Source organism: Sphingomonas sp. PP-CE-1G-424, assembly GCF_004341085.1.
Taxonomy (GTDB): Bacteria; Pseudomonadota; Alphaproteobacteria; order Sphingomonadales; family Sphingomonadaceae; genus Sphingomonas.
Window position 1 is genome coordinate 824,856 of record NZ_SLXW01000003.1, and the last position, 23,352, is coordinate 848,207.

Genomic DNA, 23,352 nt, shown 5'->3' on the forward strand with positions numbered 1-23,352 from the left:
CGTTCTGCACGCGTGGCACAGAGGGCGCCGCGACGCCGTGTACCACCCGACCACTGCCCAACGAGATCAATAGCGTCAACGGGTTGCCGAAGTAATAGGCTGCGGCGGATACCGATCGGCGCCGCCAGCGCCCAGAAGATACCGTCAGCTTCGACCTGGGGGTCCTTGAGTCTCGTAGCATCCGCGAAAGCGCTTGCTGGGTTCGAACACGCGGGTCTGGCCTATCACGGTCTCGCCAGCACCCATGACCAGAAGTCCGCCCGGCCGCATCGCCGCGGCGATCTTCGGAAAGACGTGAAGCTTGGTCTCGCTCGACAGGTACAGCAGGACATTGCGGCACAGGACGATATCGAACCGACCCGGGGGCGGCTGATCCGACACCAGGTTCATCCGGCGAAACGCGATCGCCTTGGCCAGTTCCGGCTTGGCGACCCAATCGCTCCCGGTGGTATCGAACCAGCGGACCATCCGGCGAACCGGCAACCCGCGCTGGATTTCGAATTGCGAGAAACGCCCCGTCCGCGCCCGGACGATGGCCGCATCGGAGACGTCGGTGGCGATAATTTCCGGCATCGCGGCGCCGGTGGTTTCCTGCCGTTCCGCAAACAGCATTGCCAGCGACAGCGGTTCCTGACCGGTCGAACAGCCCGCACACCAGATCCGCGCCCGCTGACCCGTGCCTTCGGCAGCGGCGATCGCCTCGACGATCGTCTCGAAAATGTGCGCGTCGCGAAAGAACGAGGTTTCCTGATTGACCAGCGCATCGACGATCCGGTCGCCGATCAGCCGGTCGCTTCCCTTGAGCAACTGGGTCACCAACTGATCGAGCGTATCCAGCTTCTGGTCGCGCAAAAGCGGTTTCAACGCCGTATCGAGGCGCCATGATCGATAGGCGGCGATCTGCTGCCCGGTCCGCGCCTCCAGCAATGCGGTAAGAACGCTGACCGCGGTCGGTGAGGCGACCGACGTGGGGAGCGACGCGGGGAGTGCCGCATGAGTCATGCGCGCCGTCGCGATGCGACGAGGCGACCGATCGCGTCGGGCGCCAATACCGCGTCGGCAACGCCCGATCCCACCACGGCGCCGGGCATGCCCCACACCACCGACGTCTCCTGATCCTGCGCGACGACGCAGCCGCCAGCGTCGTGGACCCGGCGCGCGCCTTCGGCCCCGTCGCGGCCCATGCCGCTCAGCACGACCGCCATGACCCGGGCGCCATAGACATTGGCCAGCGAGGCCAGCATCGGGTCGACCGACGGCATGCACCCGCTTGCGACGGCCTCGTGCGTCAGGCGAAACGCCGCCCCGCCATCGCTGAGCCTGACGCATTTGAGATGCGCGTCGCCGGGCGCGACGACAATCCGGCCCGGGCGTATCCGCAACCGGTCGACCGCGACTTCGCAGACCCGCCCCGACAACAGTGCCATCTGCGCGGCGAAATACGGCATGAACGATGCCGGCAGGTGCTGGGTGATGACGATCGGCAGACGAAAGCCGTTCGGCAGTTCGCGAAACATCCGGCTCAAGGCGTGAATGCCGCCGGTCGACGCACCGATCGCGACGATGTCATAATCGTCGCCGGTCGCGCGGCAAGCCAATGGCGTCGTCGGCACGCCTATAGAGCGCGAGACAGGAGGCTGGGTGATGGGGGAATACGATCCGGGAAGCAGCGATGGCGTCGATCGAACCACGAGCGCCGGCGGCAACTGTCCCGGATGCTCGCAAAGCTTTTCCAGCTTGGCGACAAGCGCCGCGCCGAACCGCGCCGACAATTCGCTCGCGGTCGGTTTGATGAGCGTTTCCGCGGCCCCCATCGCGAGCGCCTGTACGGTCGCCGCGCCGCCATCGTCCGCCGACGACGAAACGATGATGACCTTCGCGCCGTCCCCCGCCGCGATCAGATCGGGCAACGCCGTCAGCCCGTCGACGCCCGGCATCTCGATATCTAGCAGGATGAAGTCGACCGTCGCCCGCGCGAGGAACTCCAGCGCGGCCCCGACATTGCCGACTGCGCCGACCACCGAAAACCGATCGCTCGCATCGATCAGCCGCGCGATCACGGCGCGCGCGACGACCGAATCGTCGACGATCAACACGCGTGTCGTATCGGTAGAAACGTCCGCGATGCGCCGTGGAGAGGGATGAGGCCGGGCCGTCATCGAACCGCTCGGATCAGGCCAAGCCGACGATCTGGAGCTTCGATTCGAGCGTGTCACGGTCGAACGGCTTCATGACGTACTCGTCCGCGCCGGCTTCGATCGCGGCGCGGATATAGGCCATGCCGTTTTCGGTGGTGCAGAACACGACCTTAGGACGACGCGGGACATCCGCTTCGCGCAATGCACGCAGAAAATCCATGCCGTTCATCACCGGCATGTTCCAGTCGAGCAGGATAACGTCGGGCACCGACGCCATGCAGGCCTGCAGCGCCTCGCGTCCGTCGCACGCTTCGGTGACGGTGAACTCGAGCGTCTCGAGGATATGACGGGCGACCTTTCGGATCACCTTCGAATCGTCGACGACAAGACAGGTCTTCATCAAAAGCCTTCCGGGGAAATCGTTGGGATCGCGATAGCCTGCAAACCGTAAGCGACGGGTTAAGGGTAGCGGATCAACCGCTATTTCCCGTCACGCCGCCGGCTCATACCACGGGCGCGGATGCGGGGATGAGCGCGGCCAGATCGACGATCAGCAACGGTTCGCCATCGCGCTCGACGATCCCCGTCCCCGCCGTGGCCCAGCCGTGCTGCAATGCCAGACCCGGCGACAGAGCGAGTCGCTGGAACGGTGCAACGTCTTCGACCGAGTCGACCAGGATCGCGTAGTAATGGCCCTCGACCATAGTGATGACCGCGCGTCGTGCGGTGTCGGGCGTCGGCGCGAGCCCGAGCGCAGTGCCGGTGTCGATCACCGTGACAACCCGGCTACGCAACGCAGCCAGACCGCGGACGAATGTGCCAGCCCGCGGCACGGCGACGATATCGCCGATATCGACCACTGAATCGACCTGCGCCGCATCGATCGCGACGCCGCGCCCCGCGATATGCGCGACCAGGAACAGATCGCTCATGGCGCCCTCCGTGCCGCGATCGCCGCGATCAGCGCGGGCCGATCGTAGCGGTAGATGCTGCCATCATCGTCGCCTTCGGCGGTGCGGAAGCGCCGGAGCATGACCACCGGCGCGGCGGTCTCGCGGATCGGCGCGTCTTCCATCGCCAACGCGACCGCTGCGGTTTCTCCCGCTGCGAGTGCCGTGACGCAACGATAGCCGGACGCCTCCAGCGCGGGCTTGAGGAACGTCTCCATCCAGCCCGACCCGTCGACCTGCAGCAGGCAGACCGGCGGCGCCGCGGCCTTCATCGGCTCGCCGGCGAACAACGCATGCGGGTCGACCAGTTCGACCGGCTCGCCGTCGATCAGCACGACCCCCGCGATCGGTCCGCCAATACCGGCAACCCCCTGGCGCGCCGGGGCGACTTCCGCCGGCAATTCGACGATCTCGATCGCGTCGGTGATCGCGTACGCCATTTCGCTTTCACCGTCGGTAAGCCGCAACACGGACACGTCGGCGCGGCCGCCGAACTCGCCGACCGCGTATAGCGGAACGAGGGCGCCGCCGACCGACAGCCGCATGGCGCCGCCGCTCCACCTGATCGCGTCGGTCGGGACGACTTCGACCCGGTCGATCACCGCAAGCGCGATCGCGCGCCGCTGACCGTCCAGATCGTCGAACAACAATGCGGGAATGCCCGGTACGACCGTTTCTTCCGCCGCCGCATGGTTTGCCAGGGTCGGCGCGAACCGAAGCCCTGCGACTGCGGCAATGCCCGACGTGTCGAGCAGCAGCATCGGCAGACCGTTGTCGGGAAGCGTCTTGCCCGCATAGACGCCGGTCGCCATCACGGCGGGCGACGCCGGCTTCACCACCAGTTCTTCGGTATCGACGACGCTGTCGACCCCGAGCGCATACTCCCCCTCACGGGTCGAAACGATGACCAGCGTCGGCGGTGGTCCCGCCCCCAATCCAAACAGCGATGCGAGCGCCACCATCGGCATGCGACGTCCGCGCACGGTGACGGCCGCCGCGTCGCCGATCGTCTCGATCCGGACCTGATCCCCGCGCACCGTCACGATCTCCTCGATCGACTGGCGCGGAATCGCGAACCGTTGCGCGCCGACGCCGATGACGATCGTCGACAGGATGGACAACGTCAGCGGCACGTGGACGACGATGCGCAGCCCGTGACCGGGATCGTTGGTCAAGGCAATCCGGCCGCCGATCTGGTCGATGTTCGCGCGAACTACGTCCATGCCCACGCCGCGGCCCGAGATGGCGGTCACTTCGTCGCGGCTCGATAGCCCGGGCGCGAAGATGAGGTCGAGCTTGGCGGAATCGCTCATCGCTGCGAGTTCGGCCGCCGAATACAGCTTCTGCTGCTCCGCCTTCGCCACGATCCGCGCGACGTCGATGCCGCGTCCGTCGTCGGCGATCTCGATCAGGATCTGGTTGCCCGACTGACGTGCCGATACCACCAGGCAGCCGGTTTCCGGCTTGCCCGCGGCGCGGCGCATCGCCGGCACCTCGATGCCGTGGTCGATCGCGTTGCGGACGATGTGGACGAGCGGATCGCGCATCAATTCGATCATCTCGCGGTCGAGCTCGACGTCGGCGCCTTCGATGACGAGATTGACCGCCTTGCCCAGTTCCGCGCTCGTATCGCGGACCATGCGCGGCAAGGCGGAGAACAGCGCGTCGACCTTCTGCATGCGCGTCCGGGTGACCGTATCGCGCATGTCGGCCACCGTCAGCGACAGGCGTTCAAGCGCGGCCTCGACCTGCGGATCGACGCTGCTCTCGCTGTCGCGCAGCCGTCGAGCGAGTTCATTGCGCGCCAGCACCATCTCGGACATGCCGCTCATCATGTGATCGAGCAGATCGACATTCAGGCGGACGCTCCGGCTCGCGGCGCGGCTTTGCGGTGCGCTGGCCACGTGCACCAGCGGTTTGGCGTCCGGTGCGAGCGCGGCGATCAGCAGGCTTTCGCTGGTATCGTCGAGCGACGCGCCGGCATCGATCGCCTCGACCAGTTCGCCGATGCGGTCGACGATCGCCAGCACCGCGTTGACCATCGCCGTATCGGGAACGCGCGACCCATCGCGCACTGCCGCCAAGACGTCCTCCGCCGCGTGGCTTAGGCGACCCAGCCGCGGCAGATCAAGGAACCCGCAGCTGCCCTTTACGGTGTGGACGAAGCGAAAGATCGAATCGAGCCGGGTACGATCGGTGGGGTCCGATTCCCACGCGACGATCTCGCCGGAGATCGCCTCCAGCGTTTCGCGCGTCTCGGCAATGAAGTCCTCTAGCAAATCGTCCATGCGCGCCCCGCGTTTCACACACGGTCATGCCTAGCGGAGGTTAAGGGCGCGTTAGTGTCGATGCCGGTCTTCGGCCGCGACCCCCACGGCGGTGGGGACCGGTTTCGTCGCGGAACGGGTCAGCGCGCGTCGAAGACGGCGCCGAAGATCATGATACCTTCAGCCGGTTCGGACACGATCACCGTGCCGCCGGCCTCCTGAACGAGCGTGTTGATCAGATAGGCCGCCGCCGCGCGCGGCGTGACGCTGTGCTGGCCTTCGCCTTCGACCAGCGTCCGGCGGATCTCCGGGTCGAGCACGATCTTGGCGCCTTCGATCTTCACGACGATCTCGAGCTGGCCCTCGTTATCTTCACCGCCGACCTCCATCGTGCCGCCGCGCACCAGCGATTCGGTGGCGACCAGCACGAGGTTGAGCAGCACCTTCACCGCGGACTTGGGCATCGCCGACGTCTCGACCGCCCAGACGAAGGTGATCCGCTTGTTCTCGGCGACCAGGCCCTCGATCGCCGAACGCGCTTCGCGTGTGTCGACGGCCTCGCCGAACCCGCCGGCCGCGCCAAAGGCCAGGCGGAAGAATTTCAGCTTGCTGGCCGACACCCGCGCGCTGTCGTGGAGCAATTCCATGCACCGCTCGCGCATGGCGGGATCGGTTTCGTCGGCGAGCAGCTCGAGCCCGTTGTTGAGGGCGCCGACCGGCGACAGCAGATCGTGACACAGGCGCGAACAGAGCAGGCTCGCGAAATCGACCGGGCTGACCGTCATGAAAATCCCCTAATTCTGGAGCGTCTTGTGGCGACCGGGCGGCAAGTGCGCAATGCCAACTTCGCATGCCTTACGTGGAAGGACGCGCCATCCCTACTTCCCCCCTCCCTGAAAGGGAGGGGTCGGGGGTGGGTCGGCCGGTTTGATCCACGACCGGGGGACATGCGGAAACCAACCCACCCCTTCCCTTCCAGGGAGGGGAGAGAAGGTCGGCGTCGCTAACCAACCACCTCAACCATCTCCTCGACGAACGCCCCCACCTCGACCGATCGCCACGCCCGAGCCGCATCGCCGCCAAGGATCACCCAAACCGCCCCGTCCCCCATAGCCTGCGCCGCATCCCGAGGAGACGGAACCGGCAAACCGGACGGATGCGAATGGTAGTGCCCGACCACCGCCAGCCCCCCGGCCCGAGCACGCCGATGCGCGGCAAACAGCGCGGCCGGATCGATCTCGAACGTCCGCGCAGGGTTCGCCGCCACGTTCGCGCACGCAGCGATCGCTTCGATCCGCCCCGCCGCCCCGAACAGCAGCCCACACACCTCTGCACCCGGCGACGCAGCCGCCTCTGAGACCAACCGCCGCAGCAATTCGCTTGAAATCGTCACGCTCATCGCCACATCGGTAGGACATGGACCGGGGGGTTTCCATCGTCGAAGCATCGATCACGCCGGCCACGGATGGCTGGAGGCTCGATCGTGCGCTTGCCGAAGTGCTTCCCGATATGTCGCGCGAGCGGTTGAAGGCTCTGATCGCCGCGGGCCAGGTGTCGCTCAACGGTCGCGAGTGGCGCGATTCGGCGAAGAAAGCGGCGGCGGGCCAGGTTTTCGCGGTTGCGATCCCTCCGCCGACGCCGCTGCACAACGAAGCGCAGGATATCCCGCTCGTCGTCGCTTACGAGGACGACGACCTGATCGTGATCGACAAGCCCGCGGGGCTCGTTGTCCACCCTGCCGCGGGGAACTTCGACGGGACGCTGGTCAACGCGCTGCTCCACCACTGCGCCGGCAACCTGTCGGGTATCGGCGGCGTCGTGCGACCGGGCATCGTTCACCGCATCGACAAGGACACGTCGGGACTGATGATCGCCGCAAAAACTGATCGCGCACACGAAGGCTTGGCGAAGCAGTTCCACGACCACAGCATCGACCGCCGTTACAAGGCGATCGTCGGCGGCATTCCCCGCCCCCCGAGCGGTACCGTCAACGCACCCCTCGCTCGGAGTCCGCAGAACCGCAAGAAGATCGCGATCGTCGAGGGCGGCAAGCGCGCGGTGACGCATTTCTCGACTATAAAGACTCTGCGCGATGCGGCGCTGATCGAATGCCGGCTCGAGACGGGCCGGACGCACCAGGTGCGCGTGCACATGGCGTCGATCGGCCACGCCTTGTTGGGGGACCCGGCCTATGGTAGAACAAAGCAAGCTCAGAAGTCGCTGCTCGAAACGCTCGGTTTCCGCCGGCAGGCCTTGCACGCGGCGCACCTGGGGTTCATCCATCCGGTGAAAAGCATCGCTTTGGCGTTCGAAAGCGAAATGCCCGCAGACATGCAGGAACTGTTCACCCAGCTTCACGTATAGATAATCGACACCATGCCGCAGTGCGGCAATCGGGGTCAGCAGAAAGGGATTACGACCATGGCAGCCCGCTCCAACGTTCCAGCGACGATTCCTGCGCTCGGCAGCGAGGCGGGTCTCAATCGCTATCTCGCCGAGATCAAGAAATTCCCGCTGCTGAAACCCGAACAGGAATATATGCTCGCCAAGCGCTTTCAGGAGCATGGCGACACCGAGGCTGCGGCGCAGCTGGTGACCTCGCATCTCCGTCTCGTGGCGAAGATCGCGATGGGTTATCGCGGCTATGGCCTGCCGACATCGGAACTGATCTCCGAGGGTAATATCGGCCTCATGCAGGGCGTGAAGAAGTTCGAGCCCGAGCGTGGTTTCCGTCTCGCCACCTATGCAATGTGGTGGATTCGCGCTTCGATCCAGGAATATATCCTGCGGTCGTGGAGCCTCGTGAAGATGGGCACCACCGCAGCGCAGAAAAAGCTGTTCTTCAATCTGCGCCGGATGAAGAGCCGTCTCGATGCGTTCGAGGACGGCGATCTGCGCCCCGAACACGTCACCAAAATTGCGACTGATCTCGGTGTGGCCGAAACCGACGTCGTCAGCATGAACCGTCGCATGGCGATGGGCGGTGACACGTCGCTCAACGTGCCGATGCGTGAGGACGGCGAAGGCCAGTGGCAGGATTGGCTGCAGGACGATGCGCCGTTGCAGGACAAGATCGTCGCCGATGCGCAGGAGGCGGACGTTCGCCACTCGATGCTGGTGTCGGCGATGGATGACCTCAACGAGCGCGAGCAGCATATCCTGACCGAGCGCCGCCTGACCGACGATCCCAAGACGCTAGAGGAATTGTCGCAGGTCTATGGTGTGTCGCGTGAGCGCGTGCGGCAGATCGAAGTGCGTGCATTCGAGAAGCTGCAAAAGGCGATGATGCGAATTGCCGGCGAGAAGCGCCTGCTGGCGGCATAACATGACGCGCACCGTCGTCATTGGCGGCGGTGCGGCCGGGATTGCTGCGACGCGGACGCTGCACGATGCAGGGCGAGAGGTCCTGTTGGTCGAGGCCAGCAACCGCTTAGGTGGCCGAGCCCACAGCCTGCCCCTCGCCTCCTTGTTCCCCCGCGAAGGCGGGGGCCCAGACTGGACCCCAGCCTTCGCGGCGGAACATGTCGACGCTGGCTGTGGCTGGCTACACTCTGCCCAGCGTAATCCGTGGACCAGTATTGCCGAAGCTTCCGGCTTTACCGTAGACCGTTCCGACGCGAACTGGCGTACACAGTGGCGGGATCTCGGCTTCTCTCCCGAAGACCAGTCGGCCTCGGCCACAGCTTACCAAGACTGGAACGAGCGAGCCCTCTCCGCTCTAGAAGGCCTCGACCGCCCCCTCTCCGACTTCATTGCCCCCGACGACCCATGGCGCCCGAAGATCGACGCGATCTCCGGCTACGCCAACGGCGCGAACCTCACGCAAGTCTCGCTCCACGACTGGGCCGCCTACGAAGATGCCGCCACCGACGACAACTGGTCAGTCAGGGAAGGCTACGGCACGCTAGTCGCTGGCCATGCCGCCGGCCTGGACATCCGTCTCTCGACCCCGGTAACGCGGATCGACCATAGCGGCCGCCGCATCAAACTCGATACGCCCGCCGGCACGATCGACGCGGACCGCGTGATCGTTTGCGTCCCTACCACCGTCCTCGCGAGGTCGGAGATCGTCTTCGACCCGCCGCTTCCCGACAAGCACGCCGCCGCCGCCGACCTCCCGCTCGGCCTCGCGGACAAGGTGTTCCTCCACGTCGACCGGCCCGAATGGCCGACCAACGCGCACCTGATCGGCAACCCGTACAGCGCTTGCACCGCCAGCCACCGCCTGTCTCCGTTCGGCTGGCCGATCGTCGAAAGCTTCTTCGGCGGCGACTGCGCGGAGATGCTGGAGGACGGCGATGCGGCACAGTTCGCGATTGACGAACTCGTAGGGTTGCTCGGCAGCGACTGGCGCAAGCGCCTCACCCCGCTGGCCGCAACCCGCTGGCGTCATGAACCCTATATCGGCGGCAGCTACAGCCATGCGCACATTGGCCGGGCCCGCCAGCGCGCGGTTCTCGCGGCGTCCGTCGACGGCCGTATCCACTTCGCCGGTGAAGCATGCCACCCGTTCGACTTTTCCACCGCACACGGCGCGTACGAGACCGGCGTGACCGCGGCCCGCGCAGTCATTGGCGAGGCCGCGACGATCGCATAAGGAGCGGCGATGGGCCTTATCCGCATCGCCGCCAAGATCGTCTTCGCTTTCGTCCTGATCACGGTCGCGTGGGTCGGAATCTATCGCTTCGTGCCGGTGCCGTTCACCTGGACGATGATGGGCGACGTGATCAACGGGCACGGCGTGGCCAAGGACTGGATGCCGCTGTCGGAGATGGACCCGGACATGGCACGCGCGGCGATCGCCGGCGAAGATTCGCGGTTCTGTTCGCATCACGGGTTCGATTTCAAGGCGATGGCGGGGGCGGCGGCGCGCAATGCGCAGGGCGGGCGCATTCGCGGCGGCTCGACGATCAGCCAGCAGACCGCGAAGAACGCGTTCCTGTTCCAAGGCGGCGGCTATGTGCGGAAGGCGTTCGAGGCGTATTTCACCGTGCTGATCGAGGCGATGTGGCCGAAGCGGCGGATCATGGAAGTGTATCTCAACATCGCCGAGACCGGGATCGGGACCTACGGCGCGAATGCCGGAGCGATCCGGTATTTCAATCACGATGCGTCGCGGCTGTCACCGACCGAGGCGGGGCGGATTGCCGCCGTCTTGCCGTTGCCCAAGAAGCGGGCTGCGATCGATCCGCATGGGTTTGTGCGAAAGCATGGGAATACGCTGTCGCGGCGGGTTTCGGTTGTCCGGAACAATGGGTTGGATAGCTGTCTGCGATGAAAGGTACCGCGAGCTCCACGTGAAGCTACCTCCCCAGCGTAGGCCGGGACCAGCATGTGTCCGCGCCTTCGCGGCGACACATGCTCATGGCGGACGTTACTGCGTCGACTTCTCGACCGCGTCGCCGGCCTTGTCCGCAGCGCTACCGACGCTCTTCGCCGCCGAAGTGATCGCGGCGTCCTTGCTGTTCTGCGCGCCTTGGCGGCTGAACAGATAGTACCCGCCGATCAGGAAAGCGATCAGCAGGACGATGCCGATCAGCATGCCGCTGCCGCCGCTGCGGCGTTCGATGATCGTGGTGTGGGTGGTCGGGGTTTCGACGATGCGCTCTTCGGCCATGTTCACTCTCCCTGATTACTGGAGAGCGCAACGCCGACCGAAGAGCGATTGTTCCCGCGCCGAAACGAACCCGATTCGGTTCAGAACGGCAGCTTGAAGCCTGGTGGGAGTTGTAGGCCGCTCGTCATCTTCGACATCTCAGTGCCAGACACCGCATCCGCCTTCGCCCGCGCATCGTTGAACGCTGCCGTCAGCAGGTCCTCGAGCATCTGCTTCTCGCTGACCTGCATTAGCGAATCGTCGATCGCGATGTTGATGATGCGGCCCTTGGCGGACGCCTTCACCTTGACCAGGCCGCCACCGGATGCGCCCTCGACCTCGATCGTGTCGAGATTGGCCTGGGCCTTTTCCACCTCGTTCTGGACGTTCTGCGCCATGGCGAGGATTTCATCGATATTCTTCATGCGTTGCTCCTTTGACCGGGCCACGATTCTAGCTGGGCGTCCGGAAACGCAGCCACCGCGGCCTTCATGATGGGGGATTCGAGAATAGCCTGGCGCACCGCGGCGTCGGCGGCGTCCTGCGCCTCGCGCAGCGTCGGCGCGCCAGGGGCGTCGACGATCGACACTTTCCACGCCGTTCGCGTCACGCTCTTCAACAACGTGTTGAGTTCGGCGAGCGTGTCGGCCGAGACTGGACGGCTGCCGCTGAGGACGAATTCGGGCGGCGAGTAACTGACGACGCGTGCGCCGTGACGAAGGCGCGCGGCGATCGCGAGGCCGCCTGATTCGTCGAGCAGATCGACCAGCGCTTCGAACGTCGGCGGCAGGATCGGGCCGGTCGCGACGGGTTCGGGCGCCTTAGCCGTAGCTCCAGCGTTCCAGGGCGGCGCTTCGCCGGACGGAGGTGTAGGTGGCGGCGGCGCCGTTGGTGCAGCGGCGGGGGCCGCTCCGCTGGCGATCTGGCGGGCGAGTTCGCCGGGGTCGGGCAGTGTCGAGGCGTAGATCGCCCGCAACAGCGCCATCTCGGCGGCCTCGATCGGCAGCGCGGCCTTGGCGACCTCATCATGACCCTTGAGGAACAGCTGCCACAAACGGTGAAGCGCGGGATAGCCGAGCGATGCCGCCCATTCCTCGCGTGCCGCACGCTCCTCCATCGGCTGCGCGGCGTCCGCCGGCGTGCCGACCTTGGTCAGCGTGATGCCGTGGACGGTTTCGAGTAGCGAGCGGAGGACCGACAGCGGATCGACGCCGTAATCATATTGGCGGCGCATCGAGGCGAGCGCCCCTGCCCCGTCGCCAGCGAGGATCAGCGTCAGCAGATCGCGCACCGCGCCCCGGTCCGACAGGCCAAGCATCTGGCGCACGGCGTCGGCCGTCACGCCGCCGCCTTCGAGACCGGCATGCGCGATCGCCTGGTCGAGGATCGACAGGCCGTCGCGCGCGGAGCCTTCCGCAGCGCGCGCGATCAGCATCAGCGCCTCGGGATCGGCGATGACGCCCTCTTCGGTCGAGACCCAGGCGAAGTGCTTGGCGAGCTGCTCGGCGGAAATGCGGCGCAGGTCGAACCGCTGGCAGCGCGAGAGCACCGTTACCGGAACCTTGTTCACCTCGGTCGTCGCAAACAGGAATTTCACATGGGGAGGTGGCTCCTCCAGCGTCTTCAGCAGCGCGTTGAACGCGTTCTTCGACAGCATGTGGACTTCGTCGATGATGTAGATCTTGAAGCGCGCGGTGACCGCCGAATAGCGCGACGCGTCGATGATCTCGCGGACGTCATCGACACCGGTGTGGCTCGCGGCGTCCATCTCGATCACGTCGATATGGCGGCCCTCGGCGATCGCGCGGCAGGGTTCGCAGACGCCGCACGGGTCGATCGTCGGACCGCCCTCGCCGTCAGGGCCGATGCAGTTGAGTGCCTTGGCGATCAGGCGGGCGGTCGATGTTTTCCCGACGCCACGGACGCCGGTCATCAGGAAGGCGTGCGCGAGCCGGTCGCGCTTTATCGCGTTGCCGAGCGTCTGGACCATCGCGTCCTGCCCGATCAGTTCGGAAAAGGTCTGCGGACGGTATTTGCGCGCGAGCACGCGGTAGGCGGGGGCATCCGGTGCTTTAGCCGGCTGCGGGGGTTCGCCCAGGTCGAAGGAATCTGACATTGCAGTCGTCATAGCGGGTGCTGCGCGTGCTGTCGAAGGGGAGTGAAGTATAGGAAGTGCAGACGCTGGGAGAGTTCTGCACTTCGCTCGCCGAGAGGGTCGCGGGGGCTTGGCGCGGGGCTGATTGTGGAGGGCGTGCGGGGCATGGGCCGATCTTGGCACAGCGTTGCGTCGTAGGACAGCGATTCGGAACGTTTCGGGAACATGGAAGGCCGAAGCTTAGGCTTGCTGGGCTCGACGAGTTCCAGAAGTTTAGAAGGTGCGCTGCGGCTAAGCCGCATCGTCAGACGGTGCTTTGCACCGCTGGCCGCGCTCACGTTTGCTTGCAAACGTTCGCGGTGGGAGCCGGGACGACCCGTAGCTGAGTCGTTGTGGCTGCTTCCTTCCGGATCTGACCAAGTTGGCGACGACCACGTCCGCCCGACTCCCGCGGCGCATATGGCGGGGTCGGGCGGGATGATCAAGCCGCTTTAGTAATCGCGGCTAACCGATCAGCGGCTGACGCGAACCGTGCGGCAGACGCGCTGGCGGTGATGGTTGCGATAGACGTTGCGGCAAACCTGGCGCGTGCGCACGGCGTGGCGACGGTAGCCAGGACGGCGATCGTCGTGGCGAACGACGGTCCGCTCATGCACGACGGTGCGCTGTGCCGCGGCTTCGGCGGCGATCCCGACGGGGGCAAGGCCAGTCAGTGCGACGAGACCGGCGGCGGCGAGGGTGAACAACTTCATGATAATCTCCTACTGGTGCGGGCCCTCCCGAGCCCGGCAACCTATGTTACCAAACTAAAGATGGTCGTTACGGTTCCGGATCAGCGGCGGAAGCAGCGACGAACCGGGCCGTAATAGCCACGCTCAATCCGGCAGACGACGCGTGAGCGGCCGTATCCGCGGGGTCCGCGATAGCCGTAGCCGCCGCCGCGGTAGCCGTAGTCGCCACGATACCCGCCGCCATAGCCACGGTAGCCACGATCTCCACCGCGCCAGCCGCGGTCGCCGCGCCAGCCACGATTGCCACGCCGTCCGCGGTCGTCGTGCCAGCCGCCACCGCCGCGGGGGCCGTCCCAGCCGTGGCGCTGCGCATCGGCGGGTGCAGCGGCGAACAGGGTCCCCGCGGCCAGGGCGCCTGCGGCGAACATTGCGATGATCTTCATGCTCGTTACTCCTCTCAAGACCTCGTACATTGAGGCGATGAGGGGATAGTGTGGCCGCGGCCGTGGACGGTCCCTGAACCGCCCGTTGTCTTCCTGTAAGCTTCGCTGTCGTTTATTTGGGGATGTGGACAGTCACGCCGTCGAGCGCTTCGGTCAGGCGGATCTGGCAAGCGAGACGGCTGGTGCGCGTCGCGTTGTGCGCGAGATCGAGCATGTCCTCCTCGTCCTCGCTTGCGGGCTGCAGTTTGGGGAAGTCGGCGGCATCGATGATGACATGACACGTCGCGCAGGCGAGCTGGCCTTCGCAGGTGCCTTCGAGCGGCTGATCGTCGGCTTGCGCAACGTCGAGCAGGCGGTCGCCGGGGTTGGCCGCAACGGTGCTGACGGTGCCGTCGCGGGCGATGAAGCGGACGATCATGGCCATTGCGCCTCGGCTGCGGCGACGATCGCATCGATGGCGTCGCGGAGTTCCGTTTCGGTAGTGTAGCGACCGAAGCCGAGGCGGATGCTGGACCGCGCCTGCGCTTCGGTGAGGCCGATCGCGCGGAGGACGTGGCTGGAGCGGCCGGATCCGCTCGCGCAGGCGGACCCGGCGGAGAAGGCGATGTCGCGGAGGTCGGACATCAGCCGGTTCACGTCGAGGTTTGCGCGGCGGATGTTGAGGTTGCCGTGGTAGCGGTGTTCGGTCGAGCCGTTGATCGTCCAGCCGGGGCCGAGGCGGTCGAGCGAGAGGGACCATAGGCGGTCGATGTGCGCGGCGTCCTCGTCCTTGCGATCGGCCATGAGTTTCGCGGCGACGCCGAAGCCTGCGCAGAGGGCTGGCGACAGTGTGCCGGAGCGTCCCGGCGCTTCCTGCCCGCCGCCGTGCATCAGCGGGGCGAGGTCGACGCCGTCGCGGATCCAGAGTGCGCCGATGCCTTTGGGGCCGTGAATTTTGTGAGCTGAGATGGCAATCAGATCGCAGCCAGATGGGATCGGAACGCGTCCGAACCCTTGGACAGCGTCGCAGAGCAAAGGCGCACCGGCAAAATCGGCCAACACGCTTAGGTCCTCAATCGGCTGGACCACCCCGATCTCGTTGTTGACCAACATGGCGGCAATCAACGAAACGCCGGGCATCGCTACGTCAAACGCCGCATCGTATTTGACGATGCCATTTGCGCTGACCGGCAGCCGGGTCACGACACGCTTATCACTCTCGAGCGCCGCAACACTGTCGAGCACAGCAGCGTGTTCGGTGCCGATCGTCACGATATCGCCGGGTGCGGTTCCCTTGATGGCCCAGTTCAGCGCCTCGGTCGCGCCGCTGGTGAACGCAACGCGGCCGCCCGGGGGGAGCAGCGCCGCAATCTGATCGCGCGCCACTTCAACCGCCGCTTTGGCACGGCGGCCTTCGCGGTGTGGGGAATGCGGGTTGGCGTGCTGTGATACGAGCCACGGGAGCATCGCGGCGAGCGCTTCGGGCGCGAGCGGGGTGGTTGCCTGGTAGTCGAGATACGTCATGCCCCCAGTCTCGCAGGGCGCTTTATGTCCGCGGCGATTCGCGTCCAGGCTTCGGCGAACTTCGCAACGTCTTCGGGTGTGGTGGTCCAGCCGAAGCTGACGCGGACGACTTCGGCGGCGGCTTCGGGGGAATAGCTCATTGCGGCGAGCACGTGGCTGGGGCGCATGCTGCCCGACGAGCACGCGCTGCCCGCGGAGACGGCGAAGCCGGCCATATCGAGACGGATCAGCTGCGCCGCGGAGCTGACGCCGGGCATGCGGTAGGAGGCGATCGTGGGGATGCGGGGAGAATGGTGCGCGACGATCTCGCCGGAGCTCGCGAGAATGGCTTCGTCGAGTTTGGCGCGAAGGTCGGCCATGTCGGCGAACCAGTCGCGAGGGGCTTCGAGTGCGGCGGCGAACCCAAGCGCGCCGGGCAGGTTCTCGGTGCCACCCCGGTAACCGCGCTCCTGCCCGCCGGTTGGATCGAGCATCCCGAGATCGCGGACCAGCAGCGCGCCGATGCCGGGAGGGCCGCCGAGCTTGTGCGCAGATACGATGATCAGGTCCGCGTTGGGGAGCGGGAGCTTGCCAGCTGTCTGCGAGCAATCGGCTATCCAGAGACCGGTGGGTCGATCCTGGAGGACGCCGGTTTCGCTGTTCGCGGATTGCAGAGCGATCGTCTGACCGCCCTCCCCGTTCACGACGATACCGCCTGCGTCGACGTCCAGCATTGCAGGCTGTTTGGCCGCGCGGAGGACCGCATCATGCTCGACCGCCGCCACCGCAACACCGGGGCGCCCACGTAGCGCCAACGCCGCGGACTCGCTCGCGCCGCTGGTCAGGATCACGTGATGCGGCCAGTCCAGCGCCTGCGCGATCCGCTTCCGCGCACCCTCCAGCGCAGCCCGTGCCGCCCGCCCCTCTGCATGCGGCGAGGACGGGTTCGCCCAGCGCGCCATGCCTTCCATCACCGCCGCGGCAGCCTCGGGGCGCATCGGCGTGGTGGCGGCGTGATCGAGGTAGATACGCGAGTCGTTACGGGTCAGGGTCGGTTCCAATTGCGAAAAGGGGCTCGTTCCCTATATAGCGTTCATATTCCGGCACTCTACCCGAGTGCGTATCCCAGCTCGCGAGTGCCTATGCCAGAAGTCATTTTTCCCGGTCCCGAAGGCCGTCTCGAAGGTCGTTTTGCGCCGGGACCACGTCCGCGCGCACCTGTTGCGATGATCCTGCACCCGCATCCGTCGGCCGGTGGCACGATGAACAACGCGATCGTGCAGCAGCTCTACAAGACCTTCCAGCGGCGTGGTTTTGCGACTTTACGGTTCAACTTCCGGGGTGTCGGCAAGAGCCAGGGTGTGTTCGACAACGGCGTCGGCGAACTGTCGGATGCGGCTAGCGCGCTCGACTGGGTGCAGAGCTTCCATCCCGAGGCGCAGACGACCTGGATCGCGGGCGTCAGCTTCGGTGCGTGGATCGGTATGCAGTTGCTGATGCGCCGGCCGGAGATCCGCGGGTTTATTTCGGTCGCACCGCCGGCGAATTTGTACGACTTCACGTTCCTCGCGCCCTGCCCGTCGAGCGGGATCATCATCCAGGGCGAGGCCGACGAGGTCGCGACTCCTGGGGCTACGCAAAAGCTGGTGGATAAGCTGCGGACGCAGAAGCATATCACGATCCATCACGATACGATCCCGAAGGCTAACCACTTCTTCGAGCATGAGATGCCGGAGTTGATGGGGTCGGTGGACAAATACCTCGATATGCGCCTAGACCCGAACTCGCCGATCAGGTGATTTTCCTTCTCCCCCCGGGGAGAAGGTGGCTCGCTAGCGTCGGATGAGGGGGAGTTGGGACGGCTAGCACGCGCCAACGCCCCTCTCCCTTCCCACCGCAGGGGCGGCGGGCCCCTTCCCTCTCCCCGCAGGGGCGAGGGAGTTACAGCGTCCAGATCGCTACGTTGGCGAGCAGGACTGCGGCCATCACCAGCATTAGCACACCCTTCTTGCGGTCGCGCTTCTTTGCGATCAGCACCACGCCGCCGATCAGGCAGGCAAACATACCCAGCATCGCTATCGCCGGCGCCGCCGAGGCGATCGAGGTCAGTGCGGCGTTCATGCTGCCATCGCCTTTGCATAGGCGGCGAGGTCGACGTTGCCGCCGGACAGGATGACGAGCAGGCTGGGTTCGAGCTTCACTTTGCCCGACAAGACTGCCGCCAAACCGACCGCGCCGCCGGGTTCGATTACCAGATGCAGTTTCTCCGCCGCCAAGCGCTGTGCCGCGGCGATCTCCCACTCGCTGACGGCGACGCCGGTCGCGTCCCGGCGCGAGAGAACGTCGAAGGTCAGCTGCGATACGCGCAAGGTCTGTAGCGAATCGCAGGCGGTCGGTGGCGGGTTGGGGCCGACGGGTTCGATCCACGATGCCTCGAGCGAGCGGCGCATGTCGTCCCAGCCTTCGGGTTCGACGACGGTGATCGCGCTGTCCTTCAAGGCCAGCGCGATGCCTGCCGACAGACCGCCGCCACCACAGGGTATGACGACGCGGTTCGGGACGCTCATGCCCAGCGCCGCCATCTGCGTGGCCGCCTCGATGCCTGTGCTACCCTGCCCCTCGATGATCCACGGGTCGTCGAAGCTCGGGACGAGCGTCGCGCCCCGCGCTTCGGCCAGCCCTGCCGCGATCGTCTCGCGGCTTTCGGTCACGCGGTCGTAGGTCACCACCTCGGCCCCCAGCGCCAGCGTCGATTCGCGCTTCAGTCGCGGCGCATCCGACGGCATCACGATCGTCGCTGCGATGCCGAGCCGTTTCGCCGCCCACGCCACCCCTTGCGCGTGATTGCCCGACGAGAACGCGACGACACCTTTTTTCCGCGCGGCTTCGTCCAATGCGGTGAGCCGATGCCACGCGCCGCGAATCTTGAACGCACCGATTGGTTGCAACGACTCGGCCTTGAAAGCCACCGGTACGCCCTTGATTTCACTAATGAACAGCGGTGTCGGCGGGAGGATGCGGGCGATCTTTTCCGCGGCGTCCCGCACCCCTGCCCGCGTCGGTTGTCGCAAAATCGTCACACGCCGTCTCCTATCCGCCAAACGCTATTTACATGGGGGGCGCGTAACCCTAGATCGCGCTTCCGCTGCCCCATGGGACTTCCAACCGCAAGGCAGTGTTTTTGTATTTTGTCTCAGGACATTGGAGGTCCCTTGAATTGGTCAAGCATCATATCGCGCTGGGGTTAGCGAAAGCCCATTCGACCGCCGACACCTCCCACATCGGGAGCGGCATCGACATCGCTAAAGGGCGTCCGGTAAACCCGGTCACGCTCGTTCGTCCGCACGCTGCTGCGCGCGCCGCTCGGTTCTTCGTCGAGAAGTTCCCGGGCCGCTCGATGTATGCGGTGAAGGCGAACCCGTCTCCCGAACTCCTGCAGATCCTGTGGGACAATGGCATCACGCATTACGACGTGGCGTCGATCGCAGAAGTGCGCCTGGTCGCGCGGACGCTTTCCGAGGCTACGCTGTGCTTCATGCACCCGGTCAAGGCCGAGGAAGCGATCGCCGAGGCGTATTTCACGCACGGCGTCCGCACCTTCAGCCTCGACAGCCTGGAAGAGCTGGACAAGGTCGTTCGCGCCACCCGCGAAGCTTCTGATCTGACACTCTGCGTCCGGTTGCGCGTGTCGTCGGAGCACTCGAAGCTGTCGCTGGCGTCGAAGTTCGGTGCGGCCCCGCACGAAGCCAAGGAGTTGCTGTTCGCGGCCCGCCAGGCAGCGGACGCGCTCGGCATCTGCTTCCATGTCGGCTCGCAGGCGATGACTCCGGAGGCCTATTCGAACGCGATGGAGCGCGTCCGTGCGGCGATCGTCGAGGCGGCGGTCACGGTCGACGTCATCGACGTCGGCGGCGGCTTCCCGTCGTCGTATCCCGGCATGGAGCCCCCGCCGCTCGAGCACTTCTTCGAGACGATCCACCGTGCGTTCGAATCGCTGCCCGTCAGCTATTCGTCCGAGCTGTGGTGCGAGCCGGGTCGGGCATTGTGCGCGGAATATTCGTCGATCATCGTGCGCGTCGAGAAGCGTCGCGGGACCGAGCTGTACATCAACGACGGTGCGTATGGCGCGCTGTTCGATGCGGCGCATATCGGCTGGCGTTTCCCGACCGAGCTGCTCCGCGAACCGGACAGCCGTGCGAAGGACATGGAGTTCAGCTTCTATGGTCCGACGTGCGACGACATGGATTATATGGTCGGCCCGTTCATGCTTCCCGCGGACACGCAGGCTGGCGATTACATCGAGATCGGCATGCTGGGCGCGTACGGCTCGGCGATGCGGACCGCGTTTAACGGGTTCGGATCGGACGAGACGGTGATCGTCACCGACGAGCCGATGGTCTCGCTGTATGATGAGCGCTTCCAGGACCTCGCGTCGAACGTCGTCAAGCTGTAACCAACACTCAGTAATCGTTCGCTCTTCGTCTTCCCCTCCCGCTCGCGGGAGGGGACCGAGGGGTGGGCGCGCGTTTTCCACATCCGGCGCGTTCGCGGTGAGCGCGCGCCCACCCCCTAGCCCCCTCCCGCAGGCGGGAGGGGGGATCAGGAGAAATTAGACATGACCGAAGACACCCGCATCGACGCGCAGCGCAAGGCGGAACTCCTCTCGACCACCGTCGAGCATATCGACATCACCAGCTTCGACGCGCGGCCGATCGTCGACGCGATGAAGAAGATGTCGTTCACCAGCCGCGATCTCGGCCGTGCGACCGACATCTATAACCAGATGCTGGCCGACAAGGACTGCACGATCTTCCTCGTGATCGCGGGCTCGACGAGCGCCGGCGGTTGCATGGACCTGTATGCCGAGCTGCTGCGCAACAACATGATCGACGGCATCGTCGCGACCGGCGCGACGATCGTCGACATGGATTTCTTCGAGGGCCTCGGCCACAAGCATTATCAGGCGCTCGAAGTGCCGCACGACGACGTGCTGCGCTCGCTGATGATCGACCGGATCTACGACACCTATATCGACGAGGAAGAGCTCCAGCACGTCGACCACACGATCTTCGAAATCGCCGAGACGCTCGAGCCGCGTGCCTATTCGAGCCGCGAGTTCATCCGCGAAATGGGCAAGTATCTCGTCGAGCACGGCAAGAAGGAGAACAGCCTCGTCAAGCTCGCCTATGAGCATGACGTGCCAATCTTCTGCCCGGCGTTCGTCGATTCGTCGGCAGGCTTCGGTCTGGTCAAGCATCAGGTCGACGCGGTGAAGGCGGGCAAGCCGTACATGGTCCTCGACGCGATCGCCGACTTCCGCGAGCTCACCGAGATCAAGATCAAGGCCGGTACCACGGGCCTGCTGATGATCGGCGGCGGCGTGCCGAAGAACTTCATCCAGGACACGGTGGTTTGCGCCGAGATCCTCGGTCACGACGATGTCCAGGTTCACAAGTATGCGGTGCAGATCACCGTCGCCGACGTGCGCGACGGTGCATGCTCGTCCTCGACGCTGCAGGAGGCTGCTTCGTGGGGCAAGGTGAACACGGGCATCGAGCAGATGGTGTTCGCTGAGGCCGGTTCGGTGATGCCGTTGCTGGCGTCGGATGCGTATCATCGTGGGCTGTGGAAGGACCGTCCGGTCCGCAAGTGGGGCGCGAGCTTCGACAAGGCGTGAGGCGGCTTCGCTGATCCTCCCCCGCCAGGGGGAGGTGGCGCGAAGCGACGGAGGGGGTGGCGGCGATAACGCTGGTTGCCCTCTCCTCCCCCTCCGTCAGGCAAGCGCCTGGCACTTCCCCCTGGGGGGGGTAGGATTAGAGATACCGTTGCCCCCTCCGGGCAATTGATGCAGCCTCCTCCGGATAACCGGGGGAGGCTTTTTCATGCACAGCGAGATCCTGCGGCCGATGGTCGTGCTGATTGCGTGGACGCTCGTGATGCTGGTCTGGACGCTCGCGACCCGGCTGCCGGCGATGAAGGCGGCGGGCGTCGACATGCGGACGCTGGTCGGCACCAAGGCGGCGGATGCCGACCGCGCGCTGCCGCCTCACATCCAGTGGAAGGCGCACAATCACAATCATCTGATGGAGCAGCCGACGCTGTTCTACGCGGTTTGCGCCGTGCTCGCGCTGAGCGACACGGGCAACGGCGTCAACGCCTGGATCGCCTGGGCCTATGTCGGGCTGCGGATCGTGCACAGCATCGTCCAGTCGACCAGCAATCGCGTTCGCGCCCGCTTTGTCTTCTTCATGCTGTCGAGCCTGATGCTCGTCGCGCTCACGCTGCACGCCGCGCTCGCTGTGTTTTGAGAACGCCTGCGAATAATCGCCGATCACGGCGTCCGCCTCTCCCCGAAGGCAATCCGATCGTCTAGGATTCCGGCATGACCTTCGATCGCCGTTCGCTGCTCACCCTCCCCCTCGCCGCCGGTATAGCACTTCCGGCCTTCGCGCGGTCCGGCGCGCAAATCACCGCTGGCCAGCCGCGCGCGACGGACGTGCCAATGTGGCCACCCGCAGAGCGGTTCGCGCTCTGGCCCGGCATTCCGCCAGGCGCACCGAACCCGCTGCCGGTCCCACAGCCGCGCATGCCGCGCTACCCGGACGGCTATCGCGACTTCCAGATGCGCGGCGTGGTGCGGCCCGAGGTCGGCGTGTTCCGCCCTGCTCGGCCCGACGGCCGCGCGGTACTGATCGTCCCCGGCGGCGGCTATTCGATCACCTCGCTGCGCAACGAGGGCATCGACGTCGCACGCGTCCTCAATGGTTTTGGAATCACCGCATTCGTGCTGAGCTACCGCCTGCCCGGCGAAGGCTGGGCCGACCGCGCCGATGTCCCGCTTGCCGACGCGCAGCGCGCGATGCGGCTGATCCGCGCCAATGCGCGCACCTACGGGATCAGGGCGGAGAAGCTTGGTGTGCTCGGCTTCTCGGCAGGCGGGCATCTGGCCGGCTCGCTGACGGTGTTGCACGACTTCAAGGCCTACCGCCCGATCGACGCCACCGATCGCCATTCGGCACGCCCCGCCTGGGCGGGGCTCATGTACGCGGTCTCCAACATGGATCCCGGCCGCAGCCACGGCGGATCGCGCGCCAACCTGCTCGGGCCCGATCCGCTGCCCGCGGTACAGGCGCGCTACGCGGTCGACCGCCAGTTGAAGGCCGGCGACCCGCCACTGTTCCTCGTCCACGCCGAGGACGATAACACCGTGCCCGTCGCGAACAGCGTCGACACGCTCGCCGCCGCGCGTCGCGCCCTCATCCCGGCGGAGGCACATTTCCTCCAGCATGGCGGACACGGTTTCGGCACACGCCTGTCGCCGCGCTCGCCGGGGTCGCTGTGGCCACAGTTGTTCGATCGCTGGATGGGTGAACTCGTCGCGGGCTAGCGTCGCCGGGCGTCTAGGGAGCAAGTCGCGGGGTCCGGCGTTATCCTACGATACCGGGAGAGCCACGATGACCCAGCCGCACGACCAGCCCCGCGACGTTTTTCAGGAGGAGGGCGAGGTCATCATCGATGGCCCCGGCGGCGCGGTGATCGCGATGACCCCCGAGGCGGCGCTGCGAACCGCGGGTCGGCTCGACGATGCCGCGCTGGAGGCATTGATCGCGCGCGCAAGGACCAGCGTCGATCCCATGCAGCCGCATTGAA

27 protein-coding genes and 1 other RNA gene are annotated in these 23,352 nt (G+C 65.9%); 10 read left to right on the plus strand and 18 right to left on the minus strand.

Annotated elements, in window-relative coordinates; all coding sequences use genetic code 11:
• Positions 1-144: 144 nt before the first annotated feature.
• The 7 genes from C8J43_RS13805 to C8J43_RS13835 form a co-directional block, all read right to left on the minus strand.
• Positions 145-1,002 carry a protein-glutamate O-methyltransferase CheR gene (locus C8J43_RS13805; RefSeq protein WP_133031353.1) on the minus strand — a complete coding sequence of 286 codons (858 nt, stop codon included), beginning with the start codon at positions 1,000-1,002 and terminating at the stop codon, positions 145-147.
• Positions 999-2,096, minus strand: a complete 1,098-nt coding sequence (locus C8J43_RS13810) for a chemotaxis protein CheB (protein WP_243645572.1) — start codon at positions 2,094-2,096, stop codon at positions 999-1,001. Before C8J43_RS13810 ends, C8J43_RS13805 begins: the two co-directional genes overlap by 4 nt.
• 76 nt (positions 2,097-2,172) lie before the next feature.
• Positions 2,173-2,538, minus strand: coding sequence for a response regulator (locus C8J43_RS13815; RefSeq protein ID WP_133031355.1), 366 nt, complete (start codon positions 2,536-2,538; stop codon positions 2,173-2,175).
• A gap of 103 nt (positions 2,539-2,641) precedes the next feature.
• Complete coding sequence (locus C8J43_RS13820) at positions 2,642-3,070, minus strand: chemotaxis protein CheW (RefSeq protein WP_133031356.1); 429 nt, start codon at positions 3,068-3,070, stop codon at positions 2,642-2,644.
• Positions 3,067-5,376, minus strand: coding sequence for a chemotaxis protein CheA (locus C8J43_RS13825; RefSeq protein WP_133031357.1), 2,310 nt, complete (start codon positions 5,374-5,376; stop codon positions 3,067-3,069). The genes C8J43_RS13820 and C8J43_RS13825 overlap by 4 nt, the downstream gene beginning before the upstream one ends.
• A gap of 119 nt (positions 5,377-5,495) precedes the next feature.
• Positions 5,496-6,140, minus strand: coding sequence for a histidine phosphotransferase family protein (locus tag C8J43_RS13830; protein ID WP_121903312.1), 645 nt, complete (start codon positions 6,138-6,140; stop codon positions 5,496-5,498).
• A 218-nt stretch (positions 6,141-6,358) separates the two neighbouring features.
• On the minus strand, positions 6,359-6,754 hold the full coding sequence (locus C8J43_RS13835; RefSeq protein WP_133031358.1) for a M67 family metallopeptidase: 396 nt from the start codon (positions 6,752-6,754) through the stop codon (positions 6,359-6,361).
• Between the two features lie 17 nt (positions 6,755-6,771).
• Here C8J43_RS13835 and C8J43_RS13840 point away from each other — a divergent pair, with 17 nt between their 5' ends.
• Genes C8J43_RS13840 through mtgA form a run of 4 tightly spaced genes read left to right on the plus strand, consistent with a single transcriptional unit; the run spans position 6,772 to position 10,633 of the window.
• Positions 6,772-7,719: an RluA family pseudouridine synthase gene (locus tag C8J43_RS13840; RefSeq protein WP_133031359.1), complete on the plus strand. Its 948-nt coding sequence runs from the start codon at positions 6,772-6,774 to the stop codon at positions 7,717-7,719.
• A 57-nt stretch (positions 7,720-7,776) separates the two neighbouring features.
• Positions 7,777-8,679, plus strand: a complete 903-nt coding sequence (gene rpoH, locus C8J43_RS13845) for an RNA polymerase sigma factor RpoH (RefSeq protein WP_056048373.1) — start codon at positions 7,777-7,779, stop codon at positions 8,677-8,679.
• Between the two features lies 1 nt (position 8,680).
• The gene (locus C8J43_RS13850; RefSeq protein WP_133031360.1) at positions 8,681-9,952 is read left to right on the plus strand and encodes an NAD(P)/FAD-dependent oxidoreductase; all 1,272 of its coding nucleotides are present in this window, start codon (positions 8,681-8,683) and stop codon (positions 9,950-9,952) included.
• A gap of 9 nt (positions 9,953-9,961) precedes the next feature.
• Positions 9,962-10,633, plus strand: a complete 672-nt coding sequence (gene mtgA, locus C8J43_RS13855; RefSeq protein ID WP_133031361.1) for a monofunctional biosynthetic peptidoglycan transglycosylase — start codon at positions 9,962-9,964, stop codon at positions 10,631-10,633.
• Between the two features lie 96 nt (positions 10,634-10,729).
• On the opposite strand, the gene C8J43_RS13860 is transcribed toward mtgA, so the two are convergent.
• From C8J43_RS13860 to C8J43_RS13900, 9 genes are all read right to left on the minus strand, one after another.
• On the minus strand, positions 10,730-10,972 hold the full coding sequence (locus tag C8J43_RS13860) for a hypothetical protein (RefSeq protein WP_133031362.1): 243 nt from the start codon (positions 10,970-10,972) through the stop codon (positions 10,730-10,732).
• Between the two features lie 80 nt (positions 10,973-11,052).
• Entirely contained in the window at positions 11,053-11,376 is a 324-nt protein-coding gene (locus C8J43_RS13865) for a YbaB/EbfC family nucleoid-associated protein (RefSeq protein WP_133031363.1), read from the minus strand.
• Positions 11,373-13,067: a DNA polymerase III subunit gamma/tau gene (locus C8J43_RS13870; RefSeq protein ID WP_133031364.1), complete on the minus strand. Its 1,695-nt coding sequence runs from the start codon at positions 13,065-13,067 to the stop codon at positions 11,373-11,375. The genes C8J43_RS13865 and C8J43_RS13870 overlap by 4 nt, the downstream gene beginning before the upstream one ends.
• A 335-nt stretch (positions 13,068-13,402) precedes the next feature.
• An RNA gene (ffs, locus tag C8J43_RS13875) (signal recognition particle sRNA small type) lies at positions 13,403-13,498 on the minus strand.
• 60 nt (positions 13,499-13,558) lie between these two features.
• Positions 13,559-13,798, minus strand: a complete 240-nt coding sequence (locus C8J43_RS13880; protein WP_133031365.1) for a hypothetical protein — start codon at positions 13,796-13,798, stop codon at positions 13,559-13,561.
• 80 nt (positions 13,799-13,878) lie between these two features.
• Positions 13,879-14,220: a hypothetical protein gene (locus C8J43_RS13885; RefSeq protein WP_207893392.1), complete on the minus strand. Its 342-nt coding sequence runs from the start codon at positions 14,218-14,220 to the stop codon at positions 13,879-13,881.
• 112 nt (positions 14,221-14,332) lie between these two features.
• Positions 14,333-14,644 carry a 2Fe-2S iron-sulfur cluster-binding protein gene (locus C8J43_RS13890; protein WP_133031366.1) on the minus strand — a complete coding sequence of 104 codons (312 nt, stop codon included), beginning with the start codon at positions 14,642-14,644 and terminating at the stop codon, positions 14,333-14,335.
• Positions 14,635-15,723 carry a cysteine desulfurase family protein gene (locus C8J43_RS13895; RefSeq protein ID WP_133031367.1) on the minus strand — a complete coding sequence of 363 codons (1,089 nt, stop codon included), beginning with the start codon at positions 15,721-15,723 and terminating at the stop codon, positions 14,635-14,637. Before C8J43_RS13895 ends, C8J43_RS13890 begins: the two co-directional genes overlap by 10 nt.
• Positions 15,720-16,763 carry an aminotransferase class V-fold PLP-dependent enzyme gene (locus C8J43_RS13900; protein ID WP_279388834.1) on the minus strand — a complete coding sequence of 348 codons (1,044 nt, stop codon included), beginning with the start codon at positions 16,761-16,763 and terminating at the stop codon, positions 15,720-15,722. The genes C8J43_RS13895 and C8J43_RS13900 overlap by 4 nt, the downstream gene beginning before the upstream one ends.
• A gap of 81 nt (positions 16,764-16,844) precedes the next feature.
• Between C8J43_RS13900 and C8J43_RS13905 the strand changes: the two genes are divergently transcribed.
• Positions 16,845-17,501 (plus strand): alpha/beta hydrolase, encoded by a 657-nt coding sequence (locus C8J43_RS13905; RefSeq protein WP_056048342.1) that lies wholly within the window; start codon positions 16,845-16,847, stop codon positions 17,499-17,501.
• A gap of 142 nt (positions 17,502-17,643) precedes the next feature.
• On the opposite strand, the gene C8J43_RS13910 is transcribed toward C8J43_RS13905, so the two are convergent.
• On the minus strand, positions 17,644-17,823 hold the full coding sequence (locus C8J43_RS13910; RefSeq protein WP_133031368.1) for a hypothetical protein: 180 nt from the start codon (positions 17,821-17,823) through the stop codon (positions 17,644-17,646).
• Positions 17,820-18,782 (minus strand): threonine/serine dehydratase, encoded by a 963-nt coding sequence (locus tag C8J43_RS13915; RefSeq protein WP_207893393.1) that lies wholly within the window; start codon positions 18,780-18,782, stop codon positions 17,820-17,822. The genes C8J43_RS13910 and C8J43_RS13915 overlap by 4 nt, the downstream gene beginning before the upstream one ends.
• 137 nt (positions 18,783-18,919) lie before the next feature.
• On the opposite strand from C8J43_RS13915, the gene C8J43_RS13920 reads away from it, so the two are divergent.
• From C8J43_RS13920 to C8J43_RS13940, 5 genes are all read left to right on the plus strand, one after another.
• The gene (locus C8J43_RS13920; protein WP_133031369.1) at positions 18,920-20,155 is read left to right on the plus strand and encodes a type III PLP-dependent enzyme; all 1,236 of its coding nucleotides are present in this window, start codon (positions 18,920-18,922) and stop codon (positions 20,153-20,155) included.
• Positions 20,156-20,317: 162 nt separating this feature from the next.
• Positions 20,318-21,379 (plus strand): deoxyhypusine synthase, encoded by a 1,062-nt coding sequence (locus C8J43_RS13925; RefSeq protein WP_056048328.1) that lies wholly within the window; start codon positions 20,318-20,320, stop codon positions 21,377-21,379.
• A 205-nt stretch (positions 21,380-21,584) separates the two neighbouring features.
• The gene (locus tag C8J43_RS13930; protein ID WP_133031370.1) at positions 21,585-22,010 is read left to right on the plus strand and encodes an MAPEG family protein; all 426 of its coding nucleotides are present in this window, start codon (positions 21,585-21,587) and stop codon (positions 22,008-22,010) included.
• A 74-nt stretch (positions 22,011-22,084) separates the two neighbouring features.
• The gene (locus C8J43_RS13935; protein ID WP_133031371.1) at positions 22,085-23,089 is read left to right on the plus strand and encodes an alpha/beta hydrolase; all 1,005 of its coding nucleotides are present in this window, start codon (positions 22,085-22,087) and stop codon (positions 23,087-23,089) included.
• Positions 23,090-23,156: 67 nt separating this feature from the next.
• Complete coding sequence (locus tag C8J43_RS13940; protein WP_133031372.1) at positions 23,157-23,351, plus strand: hypothetical protein; 195 nt, start codon at positions 23,157-23,159, stop codon at positions 23,349-23,351.
• The last annotated feature ends 1 nt before the right edge of the window (position 23,352 follow it).

What these genes read in the sequence shown, in the direction of transcription:
- C8J43_RS13910 (WP_133031368.1), bottom strand. Translation starts at nt 17,823, where the DNA reads ATGAACGCCGCACTGACCTCGATCGCCTCGGCGGCGCCGGCGATAGCG.
- C8J43_RS13905 (WP_056048342.1), top strand. Translation starts at nt 16,845, where the DNA reads ATGCCAGAAGTCATTTTTCCCGGTCCCGAAGGCCGTCTCGAAGGTCGT.
- mtgA (WP_133031361.1), top strand. Translation starts at nt 9,962, where the DNA reads ATGGGCCTTATCCGCATCGCCGCCAAGATCGTCTTCGCTTTCGTCCTG.
- C8J43_RS13895 (WP_133031367.1), bottom strand. Translation starts at nt 15,723, where the DNA reads ATGACGTATCTCGACTACCAGGCAACCACCCCGCTCGCGCCCGAAGCG.
- C8J43_RS13890 (WP_133031366.1), bottom strand. Translation starts at nt 14,644, where the DNA reads ATGGCCATGATCGTCCGCTTCATCGCCCGCGACGGCACCGTCAGCACC.
- C8J43_RS13840 (WP_133031359.1), top strand. Translation starts at nt 6,772, where the DNA reads ATGGACCGGGGGGTTTCCATCGTCGAAGCATCGATCACGCCGGCCACG.
- C8J43_RS13825 (WP_133031357.1), bottom strand. Translation starts at nt 5,376, where the DNA reads ATGGACGATTTGCTAGAGGACTTCATTGCCGAGACGCGCGAAACGCTG.
- C8J43_RS13835 (WP_133031358.1), bottom strand. Translation starts at nt 6,754, where the DNA reads ATGAGCGTGACGATTTCAAGCGAATTGCTGCGGCGGTTGGTCTCAGAG.
- C8J43_RS13850 (WP_133031360.1), top strand. Translation starts at nt 8,681, where the DNA reads ATGACGCGCACCGTCGTCATTGGCGGCGGTGCGGCCGGGATTGCTGCG.
- C8J43_RS13860 (WP_133031362.1), bottom strand. Translation starts at nt 10,972, where the DNA reads ATGGCCGAAGAGCGCATCGTCGAAACCCCGACCACCCACACCACGATC.
- C8J43_RS13865 (WP_133031363.1), bottom strand. Translation starts at nt 11,376, where the DNA reads ATGAAGAATATCGATGAAATCCTCGCCATGGCGCAGAACGTCCAGAAC.
- C8J43_RS13885 (WP_207893392.1), bottom strand. Translation starts at nt 14,220, where the DNA reads ATGAAGATCATCGCAATGTTCGCCGCAGGCGCCCTGGCCGCGGGGACC.
- C8J43_RS13815 (WP_133031355.1), bottom strand. Translation starts at nt 2,538, where the DNA reads ATGAAGACCTGTCTTGTCGTCGACGATTCGAAGGTGATCCGAAAGGTC.
- C8J43_RS13805 (WP_133031353.1), bottom strand. Translation starts at nt 1,002, where the DNA reads ATGACTCATGCGGCACTCCCCGCGTCGCTCCCCACGTCGGTCGCCTCA.
- C8J43_RS13830 (WP_121903312.1), bottom strand. Translation starts at nt 6,140, where the DNA reads ATGACGGTCAGCCCGGTCGATTTCGCGAGCCTGCTCTGTTCGCGCCTG.
- C8J43_RS13925 (WP_056048328.1), top strand. Translation starts at nt 20,318, where the DNA reads ATGACCGAAGACACCCGCATCGACGCGCAGCGCAAGGCGGAACTCCTC.
- C8J43_RS13870 (WP_133031364.1), bottom strand. Translation starts at nt 13,067, where the DNA reads ATGTCAGATTCCTTCGACCTGGGCGAACCCCCGCAGCCGGCTAAAGCA.
- C8J43_RS13940 (WP_133031372.1), top strand. Translation starts at nt 23,157, where the DNA reads ATGACCCAGCCGCACGACCAGCCCCGCGACGTTTTTCAGGAGGAGGGC.
- C8J43_RS13820 (WP_133031356.1), bottom strand. Translation starts at nt 3,070, where the DNA reads ATGAGCGATCTGTTCCTGGTCGCGCATATCGCGGGGCGCGGCGTCGCG.
- C8J43_RS13880 (WP_133031365.1), bottom strand. Translation starts at nt 13,798, where the DNA reads ATGAAGTTGTTCACCCTCGCCGCCGCCGGTCTCGTCGCACTGACTGGC.
- rpoH (WP_056048373.1), top strand. Translation starts at nt 7,777, where the DNA reads ATGGCAGCCCGCTCCAACGTTCCAGCGACGATTCCTGCGCTCGGCAGC.
- C8J43_RS13935 (WP_133031371.1), top strand. Translation starts at nt 22,085, where the DNA reads ATGACCTTCGATCGCCGTTCGCTGCTCACCCTCCCCCTCGCCGCCGGT.
- C8J43_RS13930 (WP_133031370.1), top strand. Translation starts at nt 21,585, where the DNA reads ATGCACAGCGAGATCCTGCGGCCGATGGTCGTGCTGATTGCGTGGACG.